This window comes from Mesorhizobium sp. ArgA1 (assembly GCF_053714375.1).
Window position 1 is genome coordinate 74,596 of the sequence record NZ_JBSKBQ010000017.1, and the last position, 19,667, is coordinate 94,262.

The window sequence follows — 19,667 nt, forward strand, 5'->3', positions numbered from 1 at the left end:
GCCGCGTCACAGTGTGCGGCGTCAAAGCGGACAGACCATGACCAGCCAGATCATCCCCGTCGATCCTTTCGACTTCATCATTTTCGGCGGCACCGGCGATCTGTCGGAACGCAAGCTGCTGCCATCGCTCTACCATCGGCAGCGCGACCATCAGTTTTCCGAACCGACCCGGATCATCGGCACCTCGCGTTCGAAGATGACCGATGCGGAGTTCCAGGCTTTCGCCAAACAGGCGATTTCCGACCACGTCAAGCCCGACGATATCGACGCCAAGGAATTGAAGACCTTCCTTGCCCGGCTGTCCTACGTGTCCGCCGACGCGACCACGGGCGCCGGCTTCGACAAGCTGAAAAAGGCGATCGGCGACAGCGACCGCATCCGCGCTTTCTATCTGGCGGTGGCGCCGGCGCTGTTCGGCGACATCTCGCACCAGCTGAAAGCGCACAATCTGATCACGCCGAATTCGCGCATCGTGCTGGAGAAGCCGATCGGCCGCGACCTCGATTCGGCGCGCAAGCTCAACGATCTGGTCGGCGACGACTTCCACGAAAGTCAGATCTTCCGCATCGACCACTATCTCGGCAAGGAAACGGTGCAGAACCTGATGGCGCTGCGCTTTGCCAATGCGCTCTACGAGCCGTTGTGGAACTCGGCCCATATCGACCATGTGCAGATCACGGTGGCCGAGACTGTCGGCCTGGAAGACCGCGTCACCTATTACGACAAGGCTGGCGCGCTGCGCGACATGGTGCAGAACCACATACTGCAGCTTTTGTGTCTGGTCGCGATGGAGGCTCCGTCGTCGATGGATGCGGACGCGGTGCGCGACGAAAAGCTGAAGGTGTTGCGCGCGCTGAAGCGTATCAACGGCAATGAGGCGCCCAAGCATACAGTGCGCGGCCAGTATCGCGCCGGCGCCTCATCCGGCGGCGCCGTCAAAGGCTATGTCGAGGAGCTCGGCAAGGACAGCAACACCGAGACCTTCGTCGCCATCAAGGCCGAGATCGGCAACTGGCGCTGGGCCGGCGTGCCGTTTTACCTCCGAACTGGCAAGCGCCTGGCGACTCGGGTCTCTGAAATCGTCATCGAGTTCAAGCCGATCCCGCATTCGATCTTCGGCGACAGCGCAGGGCCGATCTTCGCCAACCAGCTGGTCATCCGGCTGCAGCCCGACGAAGGCGTCAAGCAGTTCATCATGATCAAGGATCCGGGTCCGGGCGGCATGCGGCTGCGCCAGATTCCTCTCGACATGAGCTTCGCAACTTCCTTCGACGGTCGCGCGCCCGATGCCTATGAGCGGCTGATCATGGATGTCGTGCGCGGCAACCAGACGCTGTTCATGCGCCGCGACGAAGTCGAGGCGGCATGGAAGTGGATCGACCCGATCCAGAACGCCTGGGAAAGCGCCAGGCAAGAGGCGCAAGGTTATACGGCCGGCACATGGGGCCCCTCGGCCTCGATTGCGCTGATCGAACGCGACGGGCGGACATGGCACGAGAGCAATTGAGCGAGCCCACCTACAACTGGAACGGCTTTGCCGGACGCCAGGATCTGGCGGCAGCCCTTGCCAGCAATGTCGCGGCGCGCCTGACCAGGGCTATCGACGAGCGCGGCACGGCCCTCATCGCCGTTTCCGGCGGCACCACGCCGGCGAAGTTCTTTGCAGCACTTTCGGCCATTCCGATCGCCTGGAACAAGGTCACGGTGACACTGGTCGACGAACGGTTCGTGCCGGCCTCCTCGCCGCGCTCGAATGCCGGGCTGGTTGCCGCCAACCTGCTCCAGAACGCGGCCGCCGCCGCGCACTTCGTGCCGATGTATCATGAGGCCGCGAGCATCGAGACCGCCGCGGCGTCCGACGACACGGCACTCCAGGCACTGGCCTGGCCGCTCGACGTCGTGGTGCTCGGCATGGGCGGCGACGGCCACACCGCGTCGTTCTTTCCCGATGCGGACAATCTCCCCGCCTTGCTCGATCCCGCCTCGCAGAGGATCGTGCTGCCGGTGCATGCTCCGAGCGGCGGCGAGCCGCGGCTGACCCTATCGATGGCGCGCATCATCGCCGCCGGCTTCATCGCGCTGCATATCGAAGGCGAGGACAAGCGCATCGCCTTCGAGAATGCGATGGGACCGGGTGCCAAGAAGCCCATTCGCAAAGTGCTCGAAGCAGCACCCACACCAGTAGAGGTGTTCTGGGCACCCTGATTTTAACGAAGCAGTCCCGGCAAACAGTGGGAGGACGTTCTCCGGGGCTTGAAAGGACCGACCATGACAGCCAGACGCGACATTGAAGCCATCACGGAACGCATCCGCCAGCGCTCGAAAGCCGGCCGCGAGCGCTATCTCGGCCGTATCGCCGAAGCCTCGAACCGCACCGCCAACCGTTCGGTGTTGTCCTGCGGTAACCTCGCGCATGGCTTTGCCGTCTGCAGCCCGTCTGAAAAGCTGGCGCTTGGCGCCGACAAGGTGCCCAACCTCGGCATCATCACCTCCTACAATGATATGCTGTCGGCGCATCAGCCCTTCGAGACGTTCCCGGCGCTGATCAAGGATGCCGCGCGGGAAGTTGGTGGCATCGCGCAAGTGGCCGGCGGCGTGCCGGCAATGTGCGACGGCGTGACCCAGGGACAGCCCGGCATGGAGCTGTCGCTGTTTTCGCGCGACGTGATTGCAATGGCCGCGGCAATCGGCCTGTCGCACAACATGTTCGACGCCGCCGTCTATCTCGGCGTCTGCGACAAGATCGTGCCGGGGTTGGTGATCGCGGCCCTCACCTTCGGCCATCTGCCGGCCGTCTTCGTGCCGGCTGGACCGATGACGACGGGCCTGCCAAACGACGAGAAGGCAAAGGTTCGCCAGCTCTATGCCGAAGGAAAGGCCGGTCGGGCCGAACTGCTCGAGGCTGAGTCCAAATCCTACCATGGGCCGGGCACCTGCACCTTTTACGGCACCGCCAACTCCAACCAGATGCTGATGGAGATAATGGGCCTGCACACGCCCGGCGCCTCGTTCGTCAATCCGGGCACGCCGCTGCGCGACGCGCTGACGCGTGAGGCAACGAAGCGGGCGCTGGCGATCACCGCGCTCGGCAACGCCTACACGCCGGTCGGCCGCATGATCGACGAACGCTCGTTCGTCAACGGAGTCGTCGGCCTGCACGCCACCGGCGGCTCGACCAACCACACCATCCATCTCATCGCCATGGCCGCGGCGGCCGGCATCACACTGACCTGGCAGGACATTTCCGACCTGTCGGAAGCGGTTCCGCTGCTGGCCCGTGTCTATCCGAACGGGCTCGCCGACGTGAACCATTTCCACGCCGCCGGCGGGCTCGGCTTCCTGATCCGCGAACTGCTCGATGAAGGCGTCCTGCATGAGGACGTGCAGACGGTGTGGGGCGAAGGTCTCCGGCCCTACGCGGTCGAGGCTAAACTCGGCGAAGACGGTAGCGTGGTGCGCGAAGCCTCGCCGCTGCAGAGCGGCGACGAGAAGGTGCTGGCGCCGTTCGCCAAGGCCTTCCAGCCGACCGGCGGCCTGAAGGTGCTTGCCGGCAATCTCGGCCACGCCGTCATCAAGACCTCGGCGGTGACGCCGGAACGGCGCGTCATCGAGGCGCCAGCCAAGGTGTTCGACAGCCAGCAAGGCCTGAACGAAGCCTTCAAAGCCGGCACGCTCACCGGCGACTTCATTGCTGTCATCCGTTTCCAGGGCCCGAAGGCCAACGGCATGCCGGAACTGCACAAGCTCACCACCGTGCTCGGCATCCTCCAGGACCGCGGCCAGCGCGTCGCGCTGGTCACCGACGGGCGCATGTCGGGCGCTTCCGGCAAGGTGCCGGCGGCGATCCATGTGACACCGGAAGCGGTCGAGGAAGGACCTATCGCCAGGATCCATGACGGCGACATCATCCGGCTCGACGCCGACGCCGGCACGCTGGAAGTGCTGGTGCCGGGCCCCGAGCTTGCACTGCGCCGCACGGCCGACATAGACCTCATCGGTAACGAGTTCGGCTTCGGCCGCGAGCTGTTCGCCGGTTTCCGCCAGTTGGTCGGGCGTGCGGACCATGGCGCCAGCGCTTTCGGTACCGCCTGAGCCATCATTTCGACGAGATATAAAAAGGGCGGCTCAAGGCTGCCCTTTTTCGTTTGCGATGAAACGCCAATTACGGCTGCACCGTAATCTCGCTCCGTTCGCCGGCCTTGACCGTCACCGGCATTTCCTTGTCATGACCTTCATCGGACATGTGGCGAACGACGACATAGTCGCCGGCCGGAATGGTCTGCTGCCAGGTGTCGCCATAGCTCAGGCCAAGCGCCTTGCGATTGCCCTGGATGTCCTTCTTCGACGACAGCACCTCGATCGAATAGGCGCCCGGCGCCGACATGGCCAGCACGCCGGCATCGAGCGTCACCTTGACATCCTTGACGTCGCCAGCCTTGACGCTGAACGGCTGCTCGACGGTCGCGAGGTCGAGCGCGGTGACGGCGACATAGTCATCCGGCGGCAGCCAGAACTTGCTGTCCGGGCCATAGGAATGGGCGACATCTTCGCGCGAGCCGTCGATCTTTTTCTTGGCCTTGACGATCTGGATGCTGATGCCCGACGAGTCGGCCTTGTCGCCGCCTGCCGTGTAGTAGGCGTTGACGACGGCATGACCGACGCCGACGACGATGTCCTTTTCGACCGTCTGACCGGCGGCGAGCTGGATGGTCTCGCTCACCGAGCCGCTGCCGATCGCCACGGTGACCTTCTGTTCGCCGGCCGGCACTATGATCCTGGTGTCGCCATAATGGGTCGTGCTGCCGCCCGGGAAGGCAAAGTCGACATGGGCCTCGTCGCTGATATCGGCACCCTGGTAAGCCCTGGGATGGATGAGCATGGTGCCGGCGTTCAAGGTAAAGAGCGGCTTGTAGACCTGGCCGGCTTCGATCTTGACCTTCTGTTCCACCTGAGCTTCGTCGGCGCGCGCGACGACGATATAGTCGCCCGGCTCGAGATTGGCCTCGTAGCTGTTGTACTGTGTGGTGACGGACTCGCCGCGCGTGCCGTCGGGCTTGCCCTTGTAGACCTCCCAGGCATTGCCATCGGTGATCGGATCGCCGCCTTCGGCCATGACTACGCTCGGTATGAAATTGAATTCGGGCTTTGCCGGTTCGGGCGCTGGGGCAGGCGCCGGTGCGGGTTCAGGCGCGGGTGCCGGGGCCGGCGCGGCGACGGTTTCGACCAACGCTTCCTGCAGCGCCTTCTCGTCCGAGGCCTGGATGTATTTGCCACCGGTGTTGTCGGCGAGACAGGCGATCTGCTTGCCTTCGTCGGCGGTCAGGCCGAAGCCGACGACGTCGGCGGTGAAGTCGACGCCTGACGCTTCCAGTTCCTTGCCCAGCGCGCAAGGGTCGCCGCCGCAGGTCTCAAGCCCGTCGGTGATGAGGACTACGGTCGCCTTGTCCTCGGTGTATTTCAAGGCTTCGGCCGCCCGCTTGACGGCAGCTGTCAGCGGCGTCTTGCCGAGGAATTTCATGCTGTCGGCGGCGGCCGAAATGGCGCTTGCCGAGCCGGCCTGCGGCGGCACGATCAGCTCGATGTCCTCGCAGCTGCCTTTCTCGCGGTGGCCATAGGCCATGAAGCCGATCTCGTCGTCGGCGGGGACCGACTGCAGCACGGTCCTGAGCGATTCGCGCGCGATTTCGAGCTTCGGCTTGCCGTCGATCTGGGCCCACATCGAGCCTGAGGCGTCAAGAATGATGATGACCTTGTTCGCGGCAAAGCCGAGCGAAGTCATCGACAAAAGGAGCAGCGCCGCAGCGACGCTCCGCAAAAGTCCCGCCATTGGAAATCTCCTTGAGGCCGCCCTCTGATCCGCGCCGGACGCTATTTGACAGCGCGTTCGGACACAAGCCTAGAGCGGTCACGAACGGTTGCAGTGTAACAGGATCGGCGCTGGCCAAGGCCGGTTCCGAAGCTGGCTAAGCACCGCGTCAATAGGTGGTGCGCCGCTCCTCCGAGGGCGGACGGCCGAACTGCAGCCGGTAGCTCTGCGCGAAATAGGAGTGCGAGGTGAAGCCGGTGGCAATGGCCACATCGAGGATCGGCATGTTGGTCTGGCGCAGCAATTCGCGCGCCCGCTCGAGCCTGAGCCGCATGTAGTAGCGGCCGGGCGTGACGCTCAAATGGCGCAGGAACAGGCGCTCGACCTGGCGCACCGAAAGGCCCGCCGATTTGGCGAGCTGCACCGCCGACAGGGGCTCGTCGAGATGGTCGGCCATTAGCTCGACGATGCGTCTAAGCTTCTCCGACTTGCCGGTGAGGTCGCGCTCCGGCCCGACGCGCTGGCGATCGCCGGCGGAGCGGATGCGTTCATGCTGGAACTGGTTGGCGACGCCGTTGGCGAGGTTCGAGCCGAAATCGCCGCGCACGATCTCCAGCATCAGGTCGATAGAGGTGGTGCCGCCGGCACAGGTGTAGCGCTTGCGGTCGATCTCGAAGACGTTACCGGTGCAGTTGATGTCGGGGAAGCGCTCGACGAAGCCGGCGCGGTTTTCCCAATGGATGGTGCAACGATAGCCTTCGAGCTGGCCCGCTTCGGCCAGCAGATAGGAGCCTACCGACAGCGCGCCGAGCGCATTGCCGCGCCGGCCCCAGCTGCGCAGCGCCGCCAGCACCTTGCTCTTGCCGGGGAATTCAGTGGTCAGTCCGACCGACACGAACAGGATGTCGACCGGCGGCAGGTCGGCGACCGCGTAGTCGATCTTGAGCGGCAGGCCGTTGGAGGCCATGACGGAGTCGCCGTCGGCCGAAACCGTCGTCCAGCCATAGAAATCACGGCCGAGCAGGCGGTTGGCCGAGCGGAAAGTGTCGATCGCCGCTGCCAGCGAAAACATCGAAAACTTGTCGACCAGCAGGAACGCGAATTGCCGGCCGCCTTGAACGGGATCACCCATGACCGGCCGTTCAGAGGGAATACTGGGGTTCGGCAAAGAAGCTGCTTTCTGGATCAGAAGGAAGGCCGCTTCAAGCCGGCCGCAAGGTAGGCTGAGGCTAACGTATTGGCCATCAGCATGGCAATGGTCATCGGGCCGACACCGCCCGGCACAGGGGTGATGGCGCCGGCGGCGTTCGACGCCTCGGCATAGGCGACGTCGCCGACGAGGCGGGTCTTGCCCTCGCCCTTCTCGGGTGCGGCGATGCGGTTGATCCCGACATCGATTACGGTGGCACCCGGCTTGACCCAGTCGCCTTTGACCATTTCGGGCCGACCGACGGCAGCCACCAGAATATCGGCGGTGCGGGCCAGCGCCGGCAGGTCCTTGGTGCGGCTGTGGGCAATGGTGACGGTGCAGTTGGCGGCAAGCAACAGGTTTGCCATCGGCTTGCCGACAATGTTGGAGCGGCCGACGACGACCGCATTGAGGCCGGAAAGATCCTTGCCGCGCACGCGTTCGATCAGCAGCATGGAACCCGCCGGCGTGCAGGGTACGAAGGCGGTTTCGAGTTCGCCGGTGCCGAGCTTTCCGACATTGATGAAGTGGAAGCCGTCGACATCCTTTTGCGGCGCGATGGCCTGGATGATCTTGCCGGCATCGATATGGGCGGGAAGCGGCAGCTGAACCAGGATGCCGTTGACTGCCGGATCGGCATTGAGCTCGCTGATGATCTTGAGCAGCGCCTCCTCGGACGTGTCGGCCGGCAGCGTGTGCTGCAGCGAATGAAAGCCGCATTCCTTGGCGGTGCGCGACTTGGAGGCGACATAGACCTGGCTTGCCGGGTCCTCGCCGACGATAACCACCGCCAGGCCGGGCTTGGTGTTGCCCTTGGCGATCAGGTCCGCGGTCAAGGCCTTGACCTTCTGAACCACATCTCCGGCGACGCTCTTTCCGTCAATCACTTCGGCCATGAACCATCCTCGACATCATTCCAGCCAAGGCGCGGCGTGCCCTGAACGTTGTTTCGTGCATGTCGTTGTTTCAAACGTCGCCGCCCATTCGGGTCAAGCCCGACGGCAGCGCTTTTCGAGCGCCATGCTGCGCGGCATTTTCACGAAATTTGGCCCAAGCAATCCCGTCAAAGCGCCGTCAGATGCCGTAAACTCGAAACCGGCAGCTTTTATTCCGTGCTGACGGGCTCAGAAATAGCGGCGGCGCGAACGGTTTTCGGTGAGTTCGCGCACCGCCTCACGAAATTCGCGCAGACCGGCGCGGATATCGTCGATTTGCGCCTGCTGGTCGTCCGACGTCGCCTCGGCCGGCTGCGGAGAAGACCACCTCTCGGGCGCTGCCGGCATCGGCTGCTGCGAATAGAGGTAGTCGGCCGGTCGACCGGGCTGCGTGTAGCCGGCACGCTGCCCATAGGGATAGGCGTCCGGAACCTCTTGCCGGACGTCCGGCTGAGGATCGCCGGCAGGCTCCTCCACCGGCCTTGCATATTCGGCGGCTGGTTGGGCGCGGTACGTCTCGACGGGCCGTTCTCCTGACGTCCCACTGCCTGGTGTGGCTTTGCGCATCGCCGAGAACAGTCCGCCGAACAGACCTTGGCCGCGGGCGGGAGCGGTCTCGACCAGCAACACCGGTGGTGCTGCAGGCGGCGGAGACACGGGCAGCGGCGCGCGATAGACCGTGTCTTCGACAGGGGGCCGGCGTTCGTCCATCCTGTCGCGCGAACGCGAGCCAGCGGCGTCGCGCAGGCTTGCAAAGGCGCCGCGCATCGCACCGAGACCAACGCCGGAAGCAAGGCCGAGCAGCAGGCCGGCCAGCGCAATTACGGCCCGCGACGGTCCGTTGGGTTCGAGTGGCGGTTGCGCGGGGGTCATCAGATTGATGTTGGTGGTGTTGATGTTTTGCTGTTCGCCGGTCTCCTTGGCACGCAGAAGGTATTGTTCATAGACGTTGCGCTTGGCGGTGGCATCGCGCTCCAGTTCGCGCAGGCTGACCAGGTCGCTGTTGACGTCGCCGCTCTGGACCTTTGCCTGCGCCAGGCGGGAAGCGAGATCCTGCTCGAGTTGAACCGAGCGCTTCAAGTCGACCTGTAGCGACGACGCGATGCGGCGCAGTTCGCCTGCGATGCGCTCGCGTGATCCGACGAGCTGGGCGTTGAGCGCCTGGTATTCGGGATGACGCGGCCCCAGCCGCACGGCGGCGCGGTCGGCCTCCTGCTTCAACGCTGCATATTGCGCGCGCAGTTCGCTCATCGTGTTGGAATTGATTTCTTCCGGCAAAGTGCCGTTGATGACCGAATTGACGTCCAGCGAACGCGCCGACGCCGCCCGGGCGTTGAGTTCCAGCGTGCGGGCACGGGCGACGGAGAGCTGCTCGTTGAGCTTCAGCATCTGGTCGTCGCTGATCAGATGGCCCTGCGCGTCGACGAGATCATGCGTGGCCCTGAAATCCTCGACCTTGCGCTCGGCCGTCTCGACATCCTTGCGCAGGTCATCGAGCTTGGCCGTCAGCTGGTCCGTCGCGCGTCCGGCCATCCCGAACTGGTATTGGGCCGCCTCCTGCTGGAAGACGTCCCTCGTCGTGTTGGCGATCTCCGCCGACTTGTCGGCACTTTGGGTGGTGGCGCTGATGGAAACGACAAAGCTCTTGCCGCTGCGCTCGACCGACAGGCTCTTGGCCAGATTGCCGACCGCCAGTGCCTGGCGGCGCACGTCACCGGCACCGCCAGGTCCATCCTGGCGCGACACGATCGAGCGGATCAGCGACATGACGCCGAGGCCGCCGGAGCCCTGTCCGTTGAACTCTGGATCGTCGACAAGATTTAGATCGGCGACGACCTTGTCGAGGACTTTGCCTGAAGTCACCATCTTGATACGGGTTTCGACGACGGCCAGCGCCGCGTCGGGCTGCCCGACCGGTTGGGTGAGATCGTTGTCGGACAGCTTCAGGTCGCCTGGCTCGATGACCATTTGCGTTGTGGCTTCGTATTTCTTCGGCGTCGAAACGGCAACAGCAACGCCAAGCACCGTTCCCAGTATCGTCGTCGAGACGATCAGCAGCTTGGACCGGGTGATGCCGCGGACGACCTGTAGCGGATCGATCAGCGGCTTCCATTCCTGATCGTCGCCATCATCGCGGTCCCGCCGCTGCTCGTCGGCATAACGGGGCTCGTAGGCGTCGCGATCGAAACCCCGGGCAGGCTCCTGACGCCGAACAGGCTCCTCGGCCACGCCGGCTCTCGGGTAGCGGACAGCTTCGTCTGCTTGAGACCATGTGCTGGCGGCCGAAGCGGATTCGCCGGCGGCCCGGAACTGCGGCGGCTCGGGCGGTGACGCTGGCGCGGGATTCGACTGCGCCTCGCGTTGCGAGCGGGCGATCCGGTGACGCGTTGCGGCGTCCTCGCGCCATGACGGATCGGCCCGGTCGCCGATGGAGACCGGCGACGCATCCGCCGCCTCGTCGCCGCGCACAGCTCTGCCGAGCGCCAGGAGGGAGCGCTCACGCCTCCAGTCTTCACGGTTTTCCCTGTCGACCATTGTCTCGAAACTTTACCCTTGGCGGCTTGGGAGCGGCGTCGGTCAATCGTTAAGCCACGCTAAACAGGCATGGGAAACAAAAAGTTAATTTCCTTGACCCGAAGCCGAAGTTTTCTCGCTCCTGCCGCACATTGTCGAGGGCGTAAAAGGCTGGTCAGAACCGCACGTTAAACTTTCCGGCCTATGGCTTTCCGCGACATGATGCAGGCCAGCGACACACCGCAAAGGCGGACACTCGCCAGGATCGGTACCTTCGTGGCCGAACGACGGGGGCTGGTCCGCGACTATCTCTCGGCGATCAGCGGCGCCGGCGGGCGGTTGGTGTTCTCGCTCGCCTATTTCATTGCGCTTGCCAACACGCTGTCGATCGCCGAGTTCGGCATGTTCGCGACCGCTTCCGCCGCCGGCGTCATGCTGTCTCGCATCCTTGCCTTCGGCTTCATCTCGGCGCTCTACCGTACCGCCACCATCCGCCCCAACCTGATCGGCACCTTCACCGCCGGCTTCCTGCTGCTTGGCGCCGTGTCCCTGCCGTTGCTGGCGGCGGCCTCGTGGGGTGTCTACCTGATCTTCTTCGCCAGCACTGTGCCGCTGGCCGTCTTTGCCGCAATCGTCTTTGCCGAAGCGCTTTTGTGGCGGCCGGTCGAAGTCGTGTTGATCGTCAACAACGGACTCGGCAAATTCGGCCGCGCCGCCGTGCTGTCGATCGTGACCACGGCATTCCGCGCGGCCGGCGCGGTGCTGTTCATGCTCTCGGGGCAGCACAGCGTCTGGGTGTGGTCGTTGTTCTACATCGGCGCCAACGCCGCCTCGCTGCTGCTCGCCTTCGGTTTCTACTATCCGCGCCAGCGGCTCAGGCTGCGCACTGAGCTCTATTTGCGACGTCTCGCCGATTCGATCTATGTCGCGGGCGCCGAAGTGCTGTTCTACCTGCAGTCGGAATTCGACAAGCTGCTCGTGCTGGCGATCGGCGGGCCGCATCTGGCCGGCATCTATGCCATCATCATGCGGCTCGTCGACCTGACGGCAATCCCGATCCGCACGTTCTCGATGATGCTGGTGCAGCGGATGATGCGGGCGCCGGAACTGCTGTCGCGGCTGCGGGTCAAGAGCGGCATCGAGGCCGGCGTGTTCCTGGTGTCGACGCTGGCGTTGGCGGCGCTCGGCATCGTGCTGCATTTCTTCCCCAATGCGCTCGGCCGGAACGTCGCCGAGGCAGCACCGTTGGTGGCATTGGCAATCGGCGTGCCGGGACTGCGCAACCTGGTCGAATACCAGGCCGAGCTTTTGTTCGCGCGCGGCCAGACCGCGATCCGGGCGCTCAATCTCGGCCTGCTGGCCGGGGTTAAGGCGGTGCTGTTGACCTATGTGCTGACCACGATCACCGACACCCCCACTCTGGTGCTGTCGCTCAACGTCGTCTTCCTGCTGCTCTATCTCGGCTCGGCGCTGCTGACTTACTCGGCGATGCGCAAGCCGGCGAAGGCGATCTAATCCACCCCGATCAGACGGCGGATGCGGCCTATATCGGTGCCGATGAAGGATTGCATGCCGATCGCCACCTGCCCGGGCGCCATGGCGGCGACGAAGCTTCGGAATTCGTCATCCGACAGCGCCTCGCCGGTCCAGTGCACGCGGCAGAATTCTTCCGAGCCGTGGAAATGGCCGGCGCCTTGCAGCACATCGTCGACATAGCGGCCATAGATCATGCATTCGGAGAATCGGCGCACGGAGCCGATGACCTCGACCCAGTTGCGGCCGTGGACCTTCTCGATCTCGGCGCACATCGCCATCACCGTCTGCCGACGCCAGGCGATCAGGGTCGAAATATAATCATGCGTCGAAACCGTGGATGGATCTATGCCAAGCGCCAAGGCCGCATTGTGCGACCAGATGCGATGCTCGTCGTGACCCTCGCTCGACAGCACGCCATCGCGCCGGAACAGCCGCACCTTGCCGTCGCGCCAGAAGGCGCTCAGATCGAACGGTTTGATGAACGCGACGTCGGAATCGCAGAAGACCAGCACGTCTTCTCCCGCATGCGCAGCGATGGCGATGCGACGCAGCTGCTGCACGTGCCAGCCGCGCAGCGGCTGGGTCTTGAAACTGAGCCAGATGCGGCGGCGAAACAGGCTCATAGGATCGTCGAAGACGCGCAGCCAGGGCGGCAACAGGTCGCGTTCGTCGACGACAGTGCGGCGGCTGCTTCCCAATTGGCGAAACAGCGCCACGTCGCGATGCTCAACCAGTATGTAGTGATGCGCCACGCCGGAGACATGACGATCAAGGGTTTCGCACAACAGGCGGCAGCGCTGGAAATCCGGCGCATAGCTGGCGGTCACCACCGCCGCTGCCGGCGTCTGCGGCAGGACATCCAGGTCGACGGCAGGGCTTGGCACAAAGCGGCTGTTCACCGCAGCTCTCCGGCAGGCTTGGTCCGGTGCGAGAATTTCTGCTTGACGACACGCCACAGGAACACCGGATTGCCGACGACGTAACGGCGCCACAGCCGGCCCGGCTCGATGCACAGGCGAAACAGCCATTCCAGCCTCAGCTGGCGCATCCACACCGGCGCCCGCGGCACGGAGCCGGAGAGGAAATCGAGCAGCGCACCGACCGCGACCGGCAGCGTGCAGTGGCGAGCATCGATATGGCGGGCAATCCACAATTCCTGGCGCGGCACACCCATGGCGACAAGCAGCACGTCAGGCCGCAACGCCTCGATGCGGTCGACGATTGCCTGCTCTTCGACGGGCGAGAAATAGCCGTCATGGATGACGACGAATTTGTGCTGCACGGCCAGCGCAGCCAGCTTGACCGACGCCGCCTCGGCGTTGGTGCGGGTGGCGCCGAGCAGCCCGACGGTCAGCGGCCTTGCCGATGCCTGAAGAAAGGCCGGAACGAAATCGGTGCCGTTGAGATTGTCCGGGAATGGCGCGCCGTAGAGCAGCTTTGCCGCCAGGTCGACGCCGACGCCGTCGGGCAGGATGAGGAAGTCATCGAGCGCTTCGGCAAAGACCGGATCGGTATAGGCGATGTTGGCATTGTGAGCGTTGAGAAAACTGACCTTGGTGAAGCGCCGCTCGGCAATCAGCCTAGCCAGCAGCGCGATGGCGTCATCCCAGCGGATGGCGAGGACCGAAATTCCGAGGATCGTCTTCAGCGTATCGAGCCCCAAGGCGGCGCGGGCGGTGTGCATGTTCATGCAAACACCTCTTGCCCGACCGGCCCGAGCCTTTCCAAGCCTAGCCTGATGGCGGCATCGAGCGCGTTCATTTGACTGCGATGGAAGGCGCTGCCGTCTACATCCCTGACATCAGCCGCCGCCGCTTCCAGCGCGCGGGCGAAGGCAGCCGGATCGTCTGACACCACGCAATTGGCCGGGCGATGGTCGATGCCGCGCAGCGAGCGGCTGGTGGCGACCGACGGCAGGCCAAGCTCGAAGGTTTCGATGGTCTTGAGCTGCACGCCGCTGCCGGCCGTGCTGATCAACGGAATGACGGCGGCGCCACGCACGAAAGCCTGCGCGTCGGGCACCCGGCCGACGAATTCGACACCCGGATGCGCAGAGCTGATATCGGACGGCATGTTGCCGGCGATCCTGATGCGAAAATCCCGACTGAGATGCGGCACGACTTGTTCCAGGAACCAGTCGAGGCCGATGCGGTTCGGCTGCCAGGTCCAGGTGCCGATCAGCGCCGCGTCGCAATCGATGCGGCGCGGCTTTACCGGCTTCGGCGCCGTGGCAGTGGTCACCAGCGGCAGCACCGCCGAGCGGTCGTCGGAGGCAACACCGAGTGCAGCTCGGTCTTCCTCGGCCAGCGTGAAGACGAAGCGGGCCTGTCGGCAGAGCCTCTCCTCCATGATCTCGAGGAGCCTCGCCTCGCGGGCAAACAGCAGGCGCTGGAAATGACTGTTTGCCGCGGCCGCATTCTCCCTGGCCGAAGCATGTTCGACATTGTGGGCGACGAAGATCGATGGGCGGTCGGCGAACAGTTTTTCAAAAGCGCCAGCGAACTGCACGGAATTCAGCACACAGCCGTCGAAAGGGCCGGCGCGCTCGATGGCGGCGCGGACTTCAATGTCGGAGACCGCGCGCAGCTTCACGGAAGCGAAGGTGAGCCCTGACAGCATCGCCTTGCCGAGCCAGGCGAGCTTCCGTATCGCCGAGGCGCTTTCCGTGCGCACGTCGACGGCGCCGAGCACGATGGTGTTTTCGGGGTCGCTTGGCGCCTTGCCCGGCCAGATGAAGCCGATGACGGTGACGCGCACGCCGGCGCGCCGCAAGGCAGCGATAATCGCAGCGTTGGCGATCTCGTAGCCCGAAGCGAGTGCGCCGTCGGGCACGATCGATGTGGCGAACAGCAGATGCATCTCACCTATCCAGGCGTCAGCCACTATCAAAGCTGGGTGAACCCTTGATTAAGTCACACAACGCGACGGATGAAAGGCACCGATCGGCAGGCTCGCTGCGAAAGGTGATTAACGAAACGTTATCATCGCGGTGCTATCGGAAGCCAGATTTAATACATACGGCTGGAGCGAATGATCCCTTTGCCATCAGATGGTTCGGTATCGATCGCGGGACGCTCTCCGGGGCTCGCCGCCGAGACCATCGAAGCCGTCGTCACGCTGCCGACCTTCAAGCGACCGCAACTGCTCCTGGAAACGCTGTGGTCGCTGAAGGCGCAGCAAACCAGCCGGCGTTTCGCCGTCATCGTCATCGAGAATGAAGCCGAGGCGCGAGAGGGCGCCAAGGCGGCGCTGCCCGTGTTCGAGCGCGGTGATATCCCGGGCATCATCATCATCGCGCATGAGCGCGGCAATTGCAGCGCCTACAATGCCGGCTGGCAGACGGCGATCCTGCATTTTCCGGATTTCCGCCACCTGCTGGTCATCGACGATGACGAGATCGCCGATGTCGACTGGCTGGAGCGTATGTGCACGGCGTCGGAGACGCTTGGCGCCGACATTGTCGGCGGCCCGCAAGTGCCGGTGTTTGCCGATCCGGCTCACGCCAAATGGGCCGAGCATCCGGTGTTTGCACCGCCCTACGGCGAGACTGGGCGCGTGGCCGCACTCTATTCCTCGGGCAACCTTCTGGTCGGGCGCAATGTGCTTACTGCGATGGGGCCGCCCTTCCTCGACCTGCGGTTCAATTTCATGGGCGGCGGGGATTCCGACTTCCTCAGCCGGTCGAGGCAGAAAGGTTTTGTGCTTGGCTGGTGCGCCGAGGCCAAGGTGCGCGAAGGCGTTCCGGCCAGGCGCATCGAGGCCGACTGGATCCGCGCCCGCAGCTTGCGCAACGGGGTGATCTCGACCTTGGTCGAGAAAAAGAAACGCGCCGGCACACCGTTGGCCGGCGTCAAGGTGTTTGCTAAAAGCCTGGCGCTGCTTGCCGCTTCGCCGCTGCGTGGGGCGGTCAAGCTGGCGCGAACAGGTTCCCTGTCGACGGCGCTTTATCCCGTCTATGTCGCGCTCGGCCGCGTGCTTGCCGAATTCGGATACGCCAATGAGCAATACAGGCAGCCTGAGAAGAACTGACGAGCTGCTGCCGGGCGGCATCGTCACCCGCGACGGCGTGGCGACGGCGATCGCCGCGCTGTTGTTTGCCGTCATCATCGTGTCGTTCCGGCCGTTTCAACCGGCGGGTGCTGAACTGACCGGCGATGGCGGCGACATCGTCAACCAACTCGGCTTCAGTTCGCTCGGCGCCATTTCGATCGCCTCGCTGCTGACCTTCGCCGACCCCAAGGTGCTGCGCTCGCTGCTCAGCCCGTCCTGGATCCTGATGCTCGGCTTTTTCATGCTTTCGGTCATCAACGCGACCGACCCGTCCTCGGCGATGCGCGCGGCCTTCTTCACGCTGCTCGGCATTTTGACGATAGCGACGATCCTGGCGCTGCCGCGCGACGCCGACAGCTTCTCGAAAGTCATTATCTTCACTGCCATCGTCGTCATCGGCCTGTCCTATATCGGCCTCATCGCCTTTCCGCATGAGGCGCTGCACACGGCCGACTCGCAGGAGCCTGAACATGCCGGCCTGTGGCGCGGCGTCTTCGCCCACAAGAATATCGCCGGGCCGATCATGGCCTGCTTCAGCTTTGCCGGCCTCTATCTCTTCCGGCGCGGCCAGAAATTCTGGGGCGTGGCGATCTTCGGCGCGGCAATGGTCTTCATGCTGCACACCGGTTCCAAGACCACGGCAGGCCTGGTGCCGTTCTCGATCCTGATCGTGGTGCTGCCGGGGCTGATCGGCATGCGGTTCGGCACGCCGATCCTATTTGCACTGGCGATCATTGCCACTGCGGTCGGCACGCTGGGCATCGTCTTCATCCCGCCGGTCAAGGAGCTGGCGGCGACCTATTTCCCTGACCTTACCTATACAGGCCGCACCACGCTGTGGGAGTTCTCGGGCGAGATGCTGGCGAAAAAGCCGTGGACCGGCTACGGCTATGAGAGCTTCTGGGGGACGCCGCTGCTGCTCAGCCAGGACCAGCCTTTCGACCGGCCCTGGGACATCCGGACAATCGTGCACGGCCATGACGGCTATCTCGACATTGCAGTGCTGATGGGCATCCCGGCGCTCTGCGTTGCCGTCTACACCTTCCTGATCGCACCGCTGCGCGATTACATGCGGATCCCGCCGCGCAAGGAGAACATCTATCTCGGTGACTTCTTCATGATGGTGGTGCTGTTCACGGCGCTGAACGCTTTCCTCGAAAGCTTCTTCTTCCATCGCGGCGACCCGGTCTGGCTGTTCTTCGTGCTCGGCGTGCTTGGCCTGCGGCAAGTGTCGCTGCGGCCGATCACGGCGCGCCGACGCTCCTGATACCCTTGGCCTGATCCCCTTGGCCTGATCCCCTCGGCCTGATCCCTCGGCTGATCGGGCTGGCCTGATCCGTGCGCCCTCGAGGGGCTTTCCCGTCCGGCTGCGAGCGTCTAAGGAGAACCTTCTCGGAGGGTTCTCAATGACGATCAGGCTTGTTCTCGCCGGTTGCGGCAATATGGGGTACGCCATGCTTGCGGGCTGGCTGAAATCCGGCAGGCTTGCGCCGCAAGCCGTGTTCGTGGTCGAGCCCAATGCGGACCTGCGCAATCGCGCCGAGCACCTCGGTTGCAGTGCCGCCGCGGACGCGGACGGCATCCCCGCTGGCGCTGAGCCCGACCTCGTCGTCATCGCCGTGAAGCCGCAGGTCATCCGCGACGTCACCGCTGCCTACAAGCGTTTCGCCGATGGCAGGACCACCTTCGTCAGCATCGCCGCGGGCACGCCGGTCGCTACATTCGAGCATATCCTCGGCCATCTCGCACCCATCATCCGCTGTATGCCGAACACGCCGGCGGCGATCGGCAAGGGCATGATGGTGGTCTATTCCAATCCACTGGTTACCGATGATGTCAGGCGTTTCGTTGCCGAGTTGCTGTCGGCGAGCGGTGTGGTGACGACGATCGACGATGAAGGCCTGATGGATGCGGTGACCGCGGTTTCGGGGTCTGGTCCGGCCTACATCTTCCACTTCATAGAGGCGCTGACGGTTGCCGCCGAGAGGGCCGGGCTGCCGACCGAGACCGCCAGGCTGCTGGGCATGCAGACCGTCTATGGCGCCGCCGCGCTCGCCGCCGAAAGCGGCGAGGAGCCCGGCGTGCTGCGCCAGCAGGTCACCAGCCCCAACGGCACGACTGCCGCAGCACTTGCGGTGTTGATGGGTGAAGACCGGCTGACAAAGCTGCTGACCGAGGCGGTGGAAGCCGCGCGGTTACGGTCGATTGAACTGGGGAAGTAGACTTCAGCCGCCGTACAGCATCTCGTCCTGCAACTTGCGCAGGGCGAACAGCCTGGTCGTCCGGTCAGGCGTGGCATTGTCGGCGGTGAGCAGTTCGCCCTTCCTGACCGGCTTCAGCACTTTGCCGCCTTCGAGCAGGCCGACGGGCACCGCCCGGTGAGCGCGCGCATCTTCGACGGTCATGGTCCAGGAACGGTAGCAGGTTTCGCCGATGGCATCGAAGGTCTCGCCGGCGGCGAGATCGCGCTTGGCGACCGCGCAGACCTCGGCGACCGGCTTCGGCAGCGGCACCATGTCGGGCCGGCCGTAGAGCATGATACGTGCGGCGGTCAGCGGCACTTCCAGCGAGGTCAAATGATAGGGCCGAAAGAAGCTGTAATAGGGGCCGTGACCGATATGCAGATCGTCCATGCGCTCGACGATGCGCGGATGCGTCGCCTCGACGATAACGAAGACGCCAGGTGCAACGCCCTTTCCGATCGTGTAATCGACGACGCCCTTTTTCGACAGGATGCCACCATCGGCGCGTGGGATGAGCACTTTTGCCAGCTGGTCGCGGTCGGCCTTGGGACCGTGCATGCCGGGCACATCGGGCACCAGGCCGGTGGCGTTGGCGATGGCGCACATCTCGACCATGGTTTTCGAACCGTCGACGAACTCGACCAGCATGCGCGGGTTCATGTTGCGGCGGATCGCTTCCTCGCGATAGTCGTCCGGCACCGCGTCGTGGTTGAGCGGGTTGTTCTTGCCCTTGCCGGCGGAGACGATGGTGTAGCCCAGAGCCGAAGCGAACTCGATCAGCTCCATGCAGCTCGACGGTTCGTCGCCGGCGCCGACCGAATAGACGACGCCGAGCCGGTCAGCCTGCTGCTTGAGATAGCAGCCGATGGTGACGTCGGCCTCGACATTCATCATCACCAGATGCTTGCCGTGTTCCATCGCCTTCAGGTCGAAATCGGCGGCGACTCCGGGTTTTCCGGTGGCGTCGATGACAACGTCGATCAGCGGATTGGTGACCAGCACCTCGTTCGAGGTGATGGCGATTTTTCCGGCCTCGATCGCCGCGGTGACCTTCGACGCGGCGTCGGCCTCGACCGCCATGGCCTCATCGCCATAGGCGATGCGGATAGCGTCGCGGGCTGTATGCGGACGGCGGGTGGAAATCGCCGAGATCGAGATGCCCGGCATCAGCATGCCTTGCGTGACCAGGTCGGTGCCCATCTCGCCGGAGCCGATGACGCCGATGCGCACCGGGCGGCCTTCGGCGGCGCGCCTGGCGAGATCGCGGGCCAGTCCGGTCAGGGCGACATTGGTCATGCAGAAATCCGTGGTTTCTTGATTTGCAGGCGGGAATAGCAGGGAACGGCCCTGCTTTGCCAACGAAACCGGCGGACAGCGGCAATTTCTCCGACAAT

Annotated in this window: 15 protein-coding genes; 7 read left to right on the plus strand and 8 right to left on the minus strand. The window is 64.3% G+C overall.

Annotated features, from left to right (window positions below):
• The first annotated feature begins 37 nt into the window (after positions 1 to 37).
• The 3 genes from zwf to edd all read left to right on the plus strand — a co-directional run bounded on the left by zwf (position 38) and on the right by edd (position 4,092).
• A complete protein-coding gene (gene zwf / locus ACWGTI_RS26735; protein ID WP_454589892.1) occupies positions 38 to 1,507 on the plus strand; it encodes a glucose-6-phosphate dehydrogenase in 1,470 nt (489 codons plus the stop codon).
• Positions 1,489 to 2,205: a 6-phosphogluconolactonase gene (pgl, locus tag ACWGTI_RS26740; protein WP_454589893.1), complete on the plus strand. Its 717-nt coding sequence runs from the start codon at positions 1,489 to 1,491 to the stop codon at positions 2,203 to 2,205. Before zwf ends, pgl begins: the two co-directional genes overlap by 19 nt.
• A gap of 63 nt (positions 2,206 to 2,268) precedes the next feature.
• Positions 2,269 to 4,092 carry a phosphogluconate dehydratase gene (edd, locus tag ACWGTI_RS26745; RefSeq protein ID WP_454589894.1) on the plus strand — a complete coding sequence of 608 codons (1,824 nt, stop codon included), beginning with the start codon at positions 2,269 to 2,271 and terminating at the stop codon, positions 4,090 to 4,092.
• Positions 4,093 to 4,162: 70 nt separating this feature from the next.
• Here the strand turns inward: edd and ACWGTI_RS26750 are convergent, their stop codons facing one another.
• From ACWGTI_RS26750 to ACWGTI_RS26765, 4 genes are all read right to left on the minus strand, one after another.
• Positions 4,163 to 5,827: a vWA domain-containing protein gene (locus ACWGTI_RS26750; RefSeq protein ID WP_454589895.1), complete on the minus strand. Its 1,665-nt coding sequence runs from the start codon at positions 5,825 to 5,827 to the stop codon at positions 4,163 to 4,165.
• Positions 5,828 to 5,975: 148 nt separating this feature from the next.
• A complete protein-coding gene (locus ACWGTI_RS26755) occupies positions 5,976 to 6,938 on the minus strand; it encodes a GlxA family transcriptional regulator (protein ID WP_454589896.1) in 963 nt (320 codons plus the stop codon).
• 53 nt (positions 6,939 to 6,991) lie between these two features.
• Positions 6,992 to 7,891, minus strand: a complete 900-nt coding sequence (folD, locus tag ACWGTI_RS26760; RefSeq protein WP_454589897.1) for a bifunctional methylenetetrahydrofolate dehydrogenase/methenyltetrahydrofolate cyclohydrolase FolD — start codon at positions 7,889 to 7,891, stop codon at positions 6,992 to 6,994.
• A 228-nt stretch (positions 7,892 to 8,119) separates the two neighbouring features.
• Positions 8,120 to 10,465, minus strand: a complete 2,346-nt coding sequence (locus ACWGTI_RS26765; protein ID WP_454589898.1) for a Wzz/FepE/Etk N-terminal domain-containing protein — start codon at positions 10,463 to 10,465, stop codon at positions 8,120 to 8,122.
• 198 nt (positions 10,466 to 10,663) lie between these two features.
• Here ACWGTI_RS26765 and ACWGTI_RS26770 point away from each other — a divergent pair, with 198 nt between their 5' ends.
• Complete coding sequence (locus tag ACWGTI_RS26770; protein WP_454589899.1) at positions 10,664 to 11,959, plus strand: lipopolysaccharide biosynthesis protein; 1,296 nt, start codon at positions 10,664 to 10,666, stop codon at positions 11,957 to 11,959.
• Here the strand turns inward: ACWGTI_RS26770 and ACWGTI_RS26775 are convergent.
• The 3 genes from ACWGTI_RS26775 to ACWGTI_RS26785 are packed head-to-tail and all read right to left on the minus strand — an operon-like array spanning position 11,956 to position 14,839.
• Complete coding sequence (locus ACWGTI_RS26775) at positions 11,956 to 12,879, minus strand: DUF6492 family protein (protein WP_454589900.1); 924 nt, start codon at positions 12,877 to 12,879, stop codon at positions 11,956 to 11,958. The genes ACWGTI_RS26770 and ACWGTI_RS26775 overlap by 4 nt on opposite strands.
• The gene (locus ACWGTI_RS26780; protein WP_454589901.1) at positions 12,876 to 13,670 is read right to left on the minus strand and encodes a WecB/TagA/CpsF family glycosyltransferase; all 795 of its coding nucleotides are present in this window, start codon (positions 13,668 to 13,670) and stop codon (positions 12,876 to 12,878) included. Before ACWGTI_RS26780 ends, ACWGTI_RS26775 begins: the two co-directional genes overlap by 4 nt.
• On the minus strand, positions 13,667 to 14,839 hold the full coding sequence (locus tag ACWGTI_RS26785) for a glycosyltransferase (protein ID WP_454589902.1): 1,173 nt from the start codon (positions 14,837 to 14,839) through the stop codon (positions 13,667 to 13,669). The genes ACWGTI_RS26780 and ACWGTI_RS26785 overlap by 4 nt, the downstream gene beginning before the upstream one ends.
• Positions 14,840 to 15,010: 171 nt before the next feature.
• On the opposite strand from ACWGTI_RS26785, the gene ACWGTI_RS26790 reads away from it, so the two are divergent.
• From ACWGTI_RS26790 to proC, 3 genes are all read left to right on the plus strand, one after another.
• Positions 15,011 to 16,009, plus strand: coding sequence for a glycosyltransferase family 2 protein (locus ACWGTI_RS26790; RefSeq protein WP_454589903.1), 999 nt, complete (start codon positions 15,011 to 15,013; stop codon positions 16,007 to 16,009).
• Complete coding sequence (locus tag ACWGTI_RS26795; RefSeq protein WP_454589904.1) at positions 15,978 to 17,297, plus strand: O-antigen ligase family protein; 1,320 nt, start codon at positions 15,978 to 15,980, stop codon at positions 17,295 to 17,297. Before ACWGTI_RS26790 ends, ACWGTI_RS26795 begins: the two co-directional genes overlap by 32 nt.
• A 139-nt stretch (positions 17,298 to 17,436) precedes the next feature.
• A complete protein-coding gene (gene proC, locus ACWGTI_RS26800) occupies positions 17,437 to 18,252 on the plus strand; it encodes a pyrroline-5-carboxylate reductase (RefSeq protein ID WP_454589905.1) in 816 nt (271 codons plus the stop codon).
• A 3-nt stretch (positions 18,253 to 18,255) separates the two neighbouring features.
• Here proC and ACWGTI_RS26805 read toward each other — a convergent pair whose 3' ends face one another.
• On the minus strand, positions 18,256 to 19,569 hold the full coding sequence (locus ACWGTI_RS26805; RefSeq protein WP_454589906.1) for an NAD(P)H-dependent oxidoreductase: 1,314 nt from the start codon (positions 19,567 to 19,569) through the stop codon (positions 18,256 to 18,258).
• Positions 19,570 to 19,667 lie beyond the last annotated feature (98 nt).

Coding starts and splice junctions, on each gene's coding strand:
- ACWGTI_RS26765 (WP_454589898.1), bottom strand. CDS start 10,465: ATGGTCGACAGGGAAAACCGTGAAGACTGGAGGCGTGAGCGCTCCCTC.
- ACWGTI_RS26750 (WP_454589895.1), bottom strand. CDS start 5,827: ATGGCGGGACTTTTGCGGAGCGTCGCTGCGGCGCTGCTCCTTTTGTCG.
- ACWGTI_RS26790 (WP_454589903.1), top strand. CDS start 15,011: ATGATCCCTTTGCCATCAGATGGTTCGGTATCGATCGCGGGACGCTCT.
- edd (WP_454589894.1), top strand. CDS start 2,269: ATGACAGCCAGACGCGACATTGAAGCCATCACGGAACGCATCCGCCAG.
- ACWGTI_RS26785 (WP_454589902.1), bottom strand. CDS start 14,839: ATGCATCTGCTGTTCGCCACATCGATCGTGCCCGACGGCGCACTCGCT.
- ACWGTI_RS26780 (WP_454589901.1), bottom strand. CDS start 13,670: ATGAACATGCACACCGCCCGCGCCGCCTTGGGGCTCGATACGCTGAAG.
- folD (WP_454589897.1), bottom strand. CDS start 7,891: ATGGCCGAAGTGATTGACGGAAAGAGCGTCGCCGGAGATGTGGTTCAG.
- ACWGTI_RS26805 (WP_454589906.1), bottom strand. CDS start 19,569: ATGACCAATGTCGCCCTGACCGGACTGGCCCGCGATCTCGCCAGGCGC.
- ACWGTI_RS26755 (WP_454589896.1), bottom strand. CDS start 6,938: ATGGGTGATCCCGTTCAAGGCGGCCGGCAATTCGCGTTCCTGCTGGTC.
- ACWGTI_RS26795 (WP_454589904.1), top strand. CDS start 15,978: ATGAGCAATACAGGCAGCCTGAGAAGAACTGACGAGCTGCTGCCGGGC.
- zwf (WP_454589892.1), top strand. CDS start 38: ATGACCAGCCAGATCATCCCCGTCGATCCTTTCGACTTCATCATTTTC.
- proC (WP_454589905.1), top strand. CDS start 17,437: ATGACGATCAGGCTTGTTCTCGCCGGTTGCGGCAATATGGGGTACGCC.
- pgl (WP_454589893.1), top strand. CDS start 1,489: ATGGCACGAGAGCAATTGAGCGAGCCCACCTACAACTGGAACGGCTTT.
- ACWGTI_RS26770 (WP_454589899.1), top strand. CDS start 10,664: ATGATGCAGGCCAGCGACACACCGCAAAGGCGGACACTCGCCAGGATC.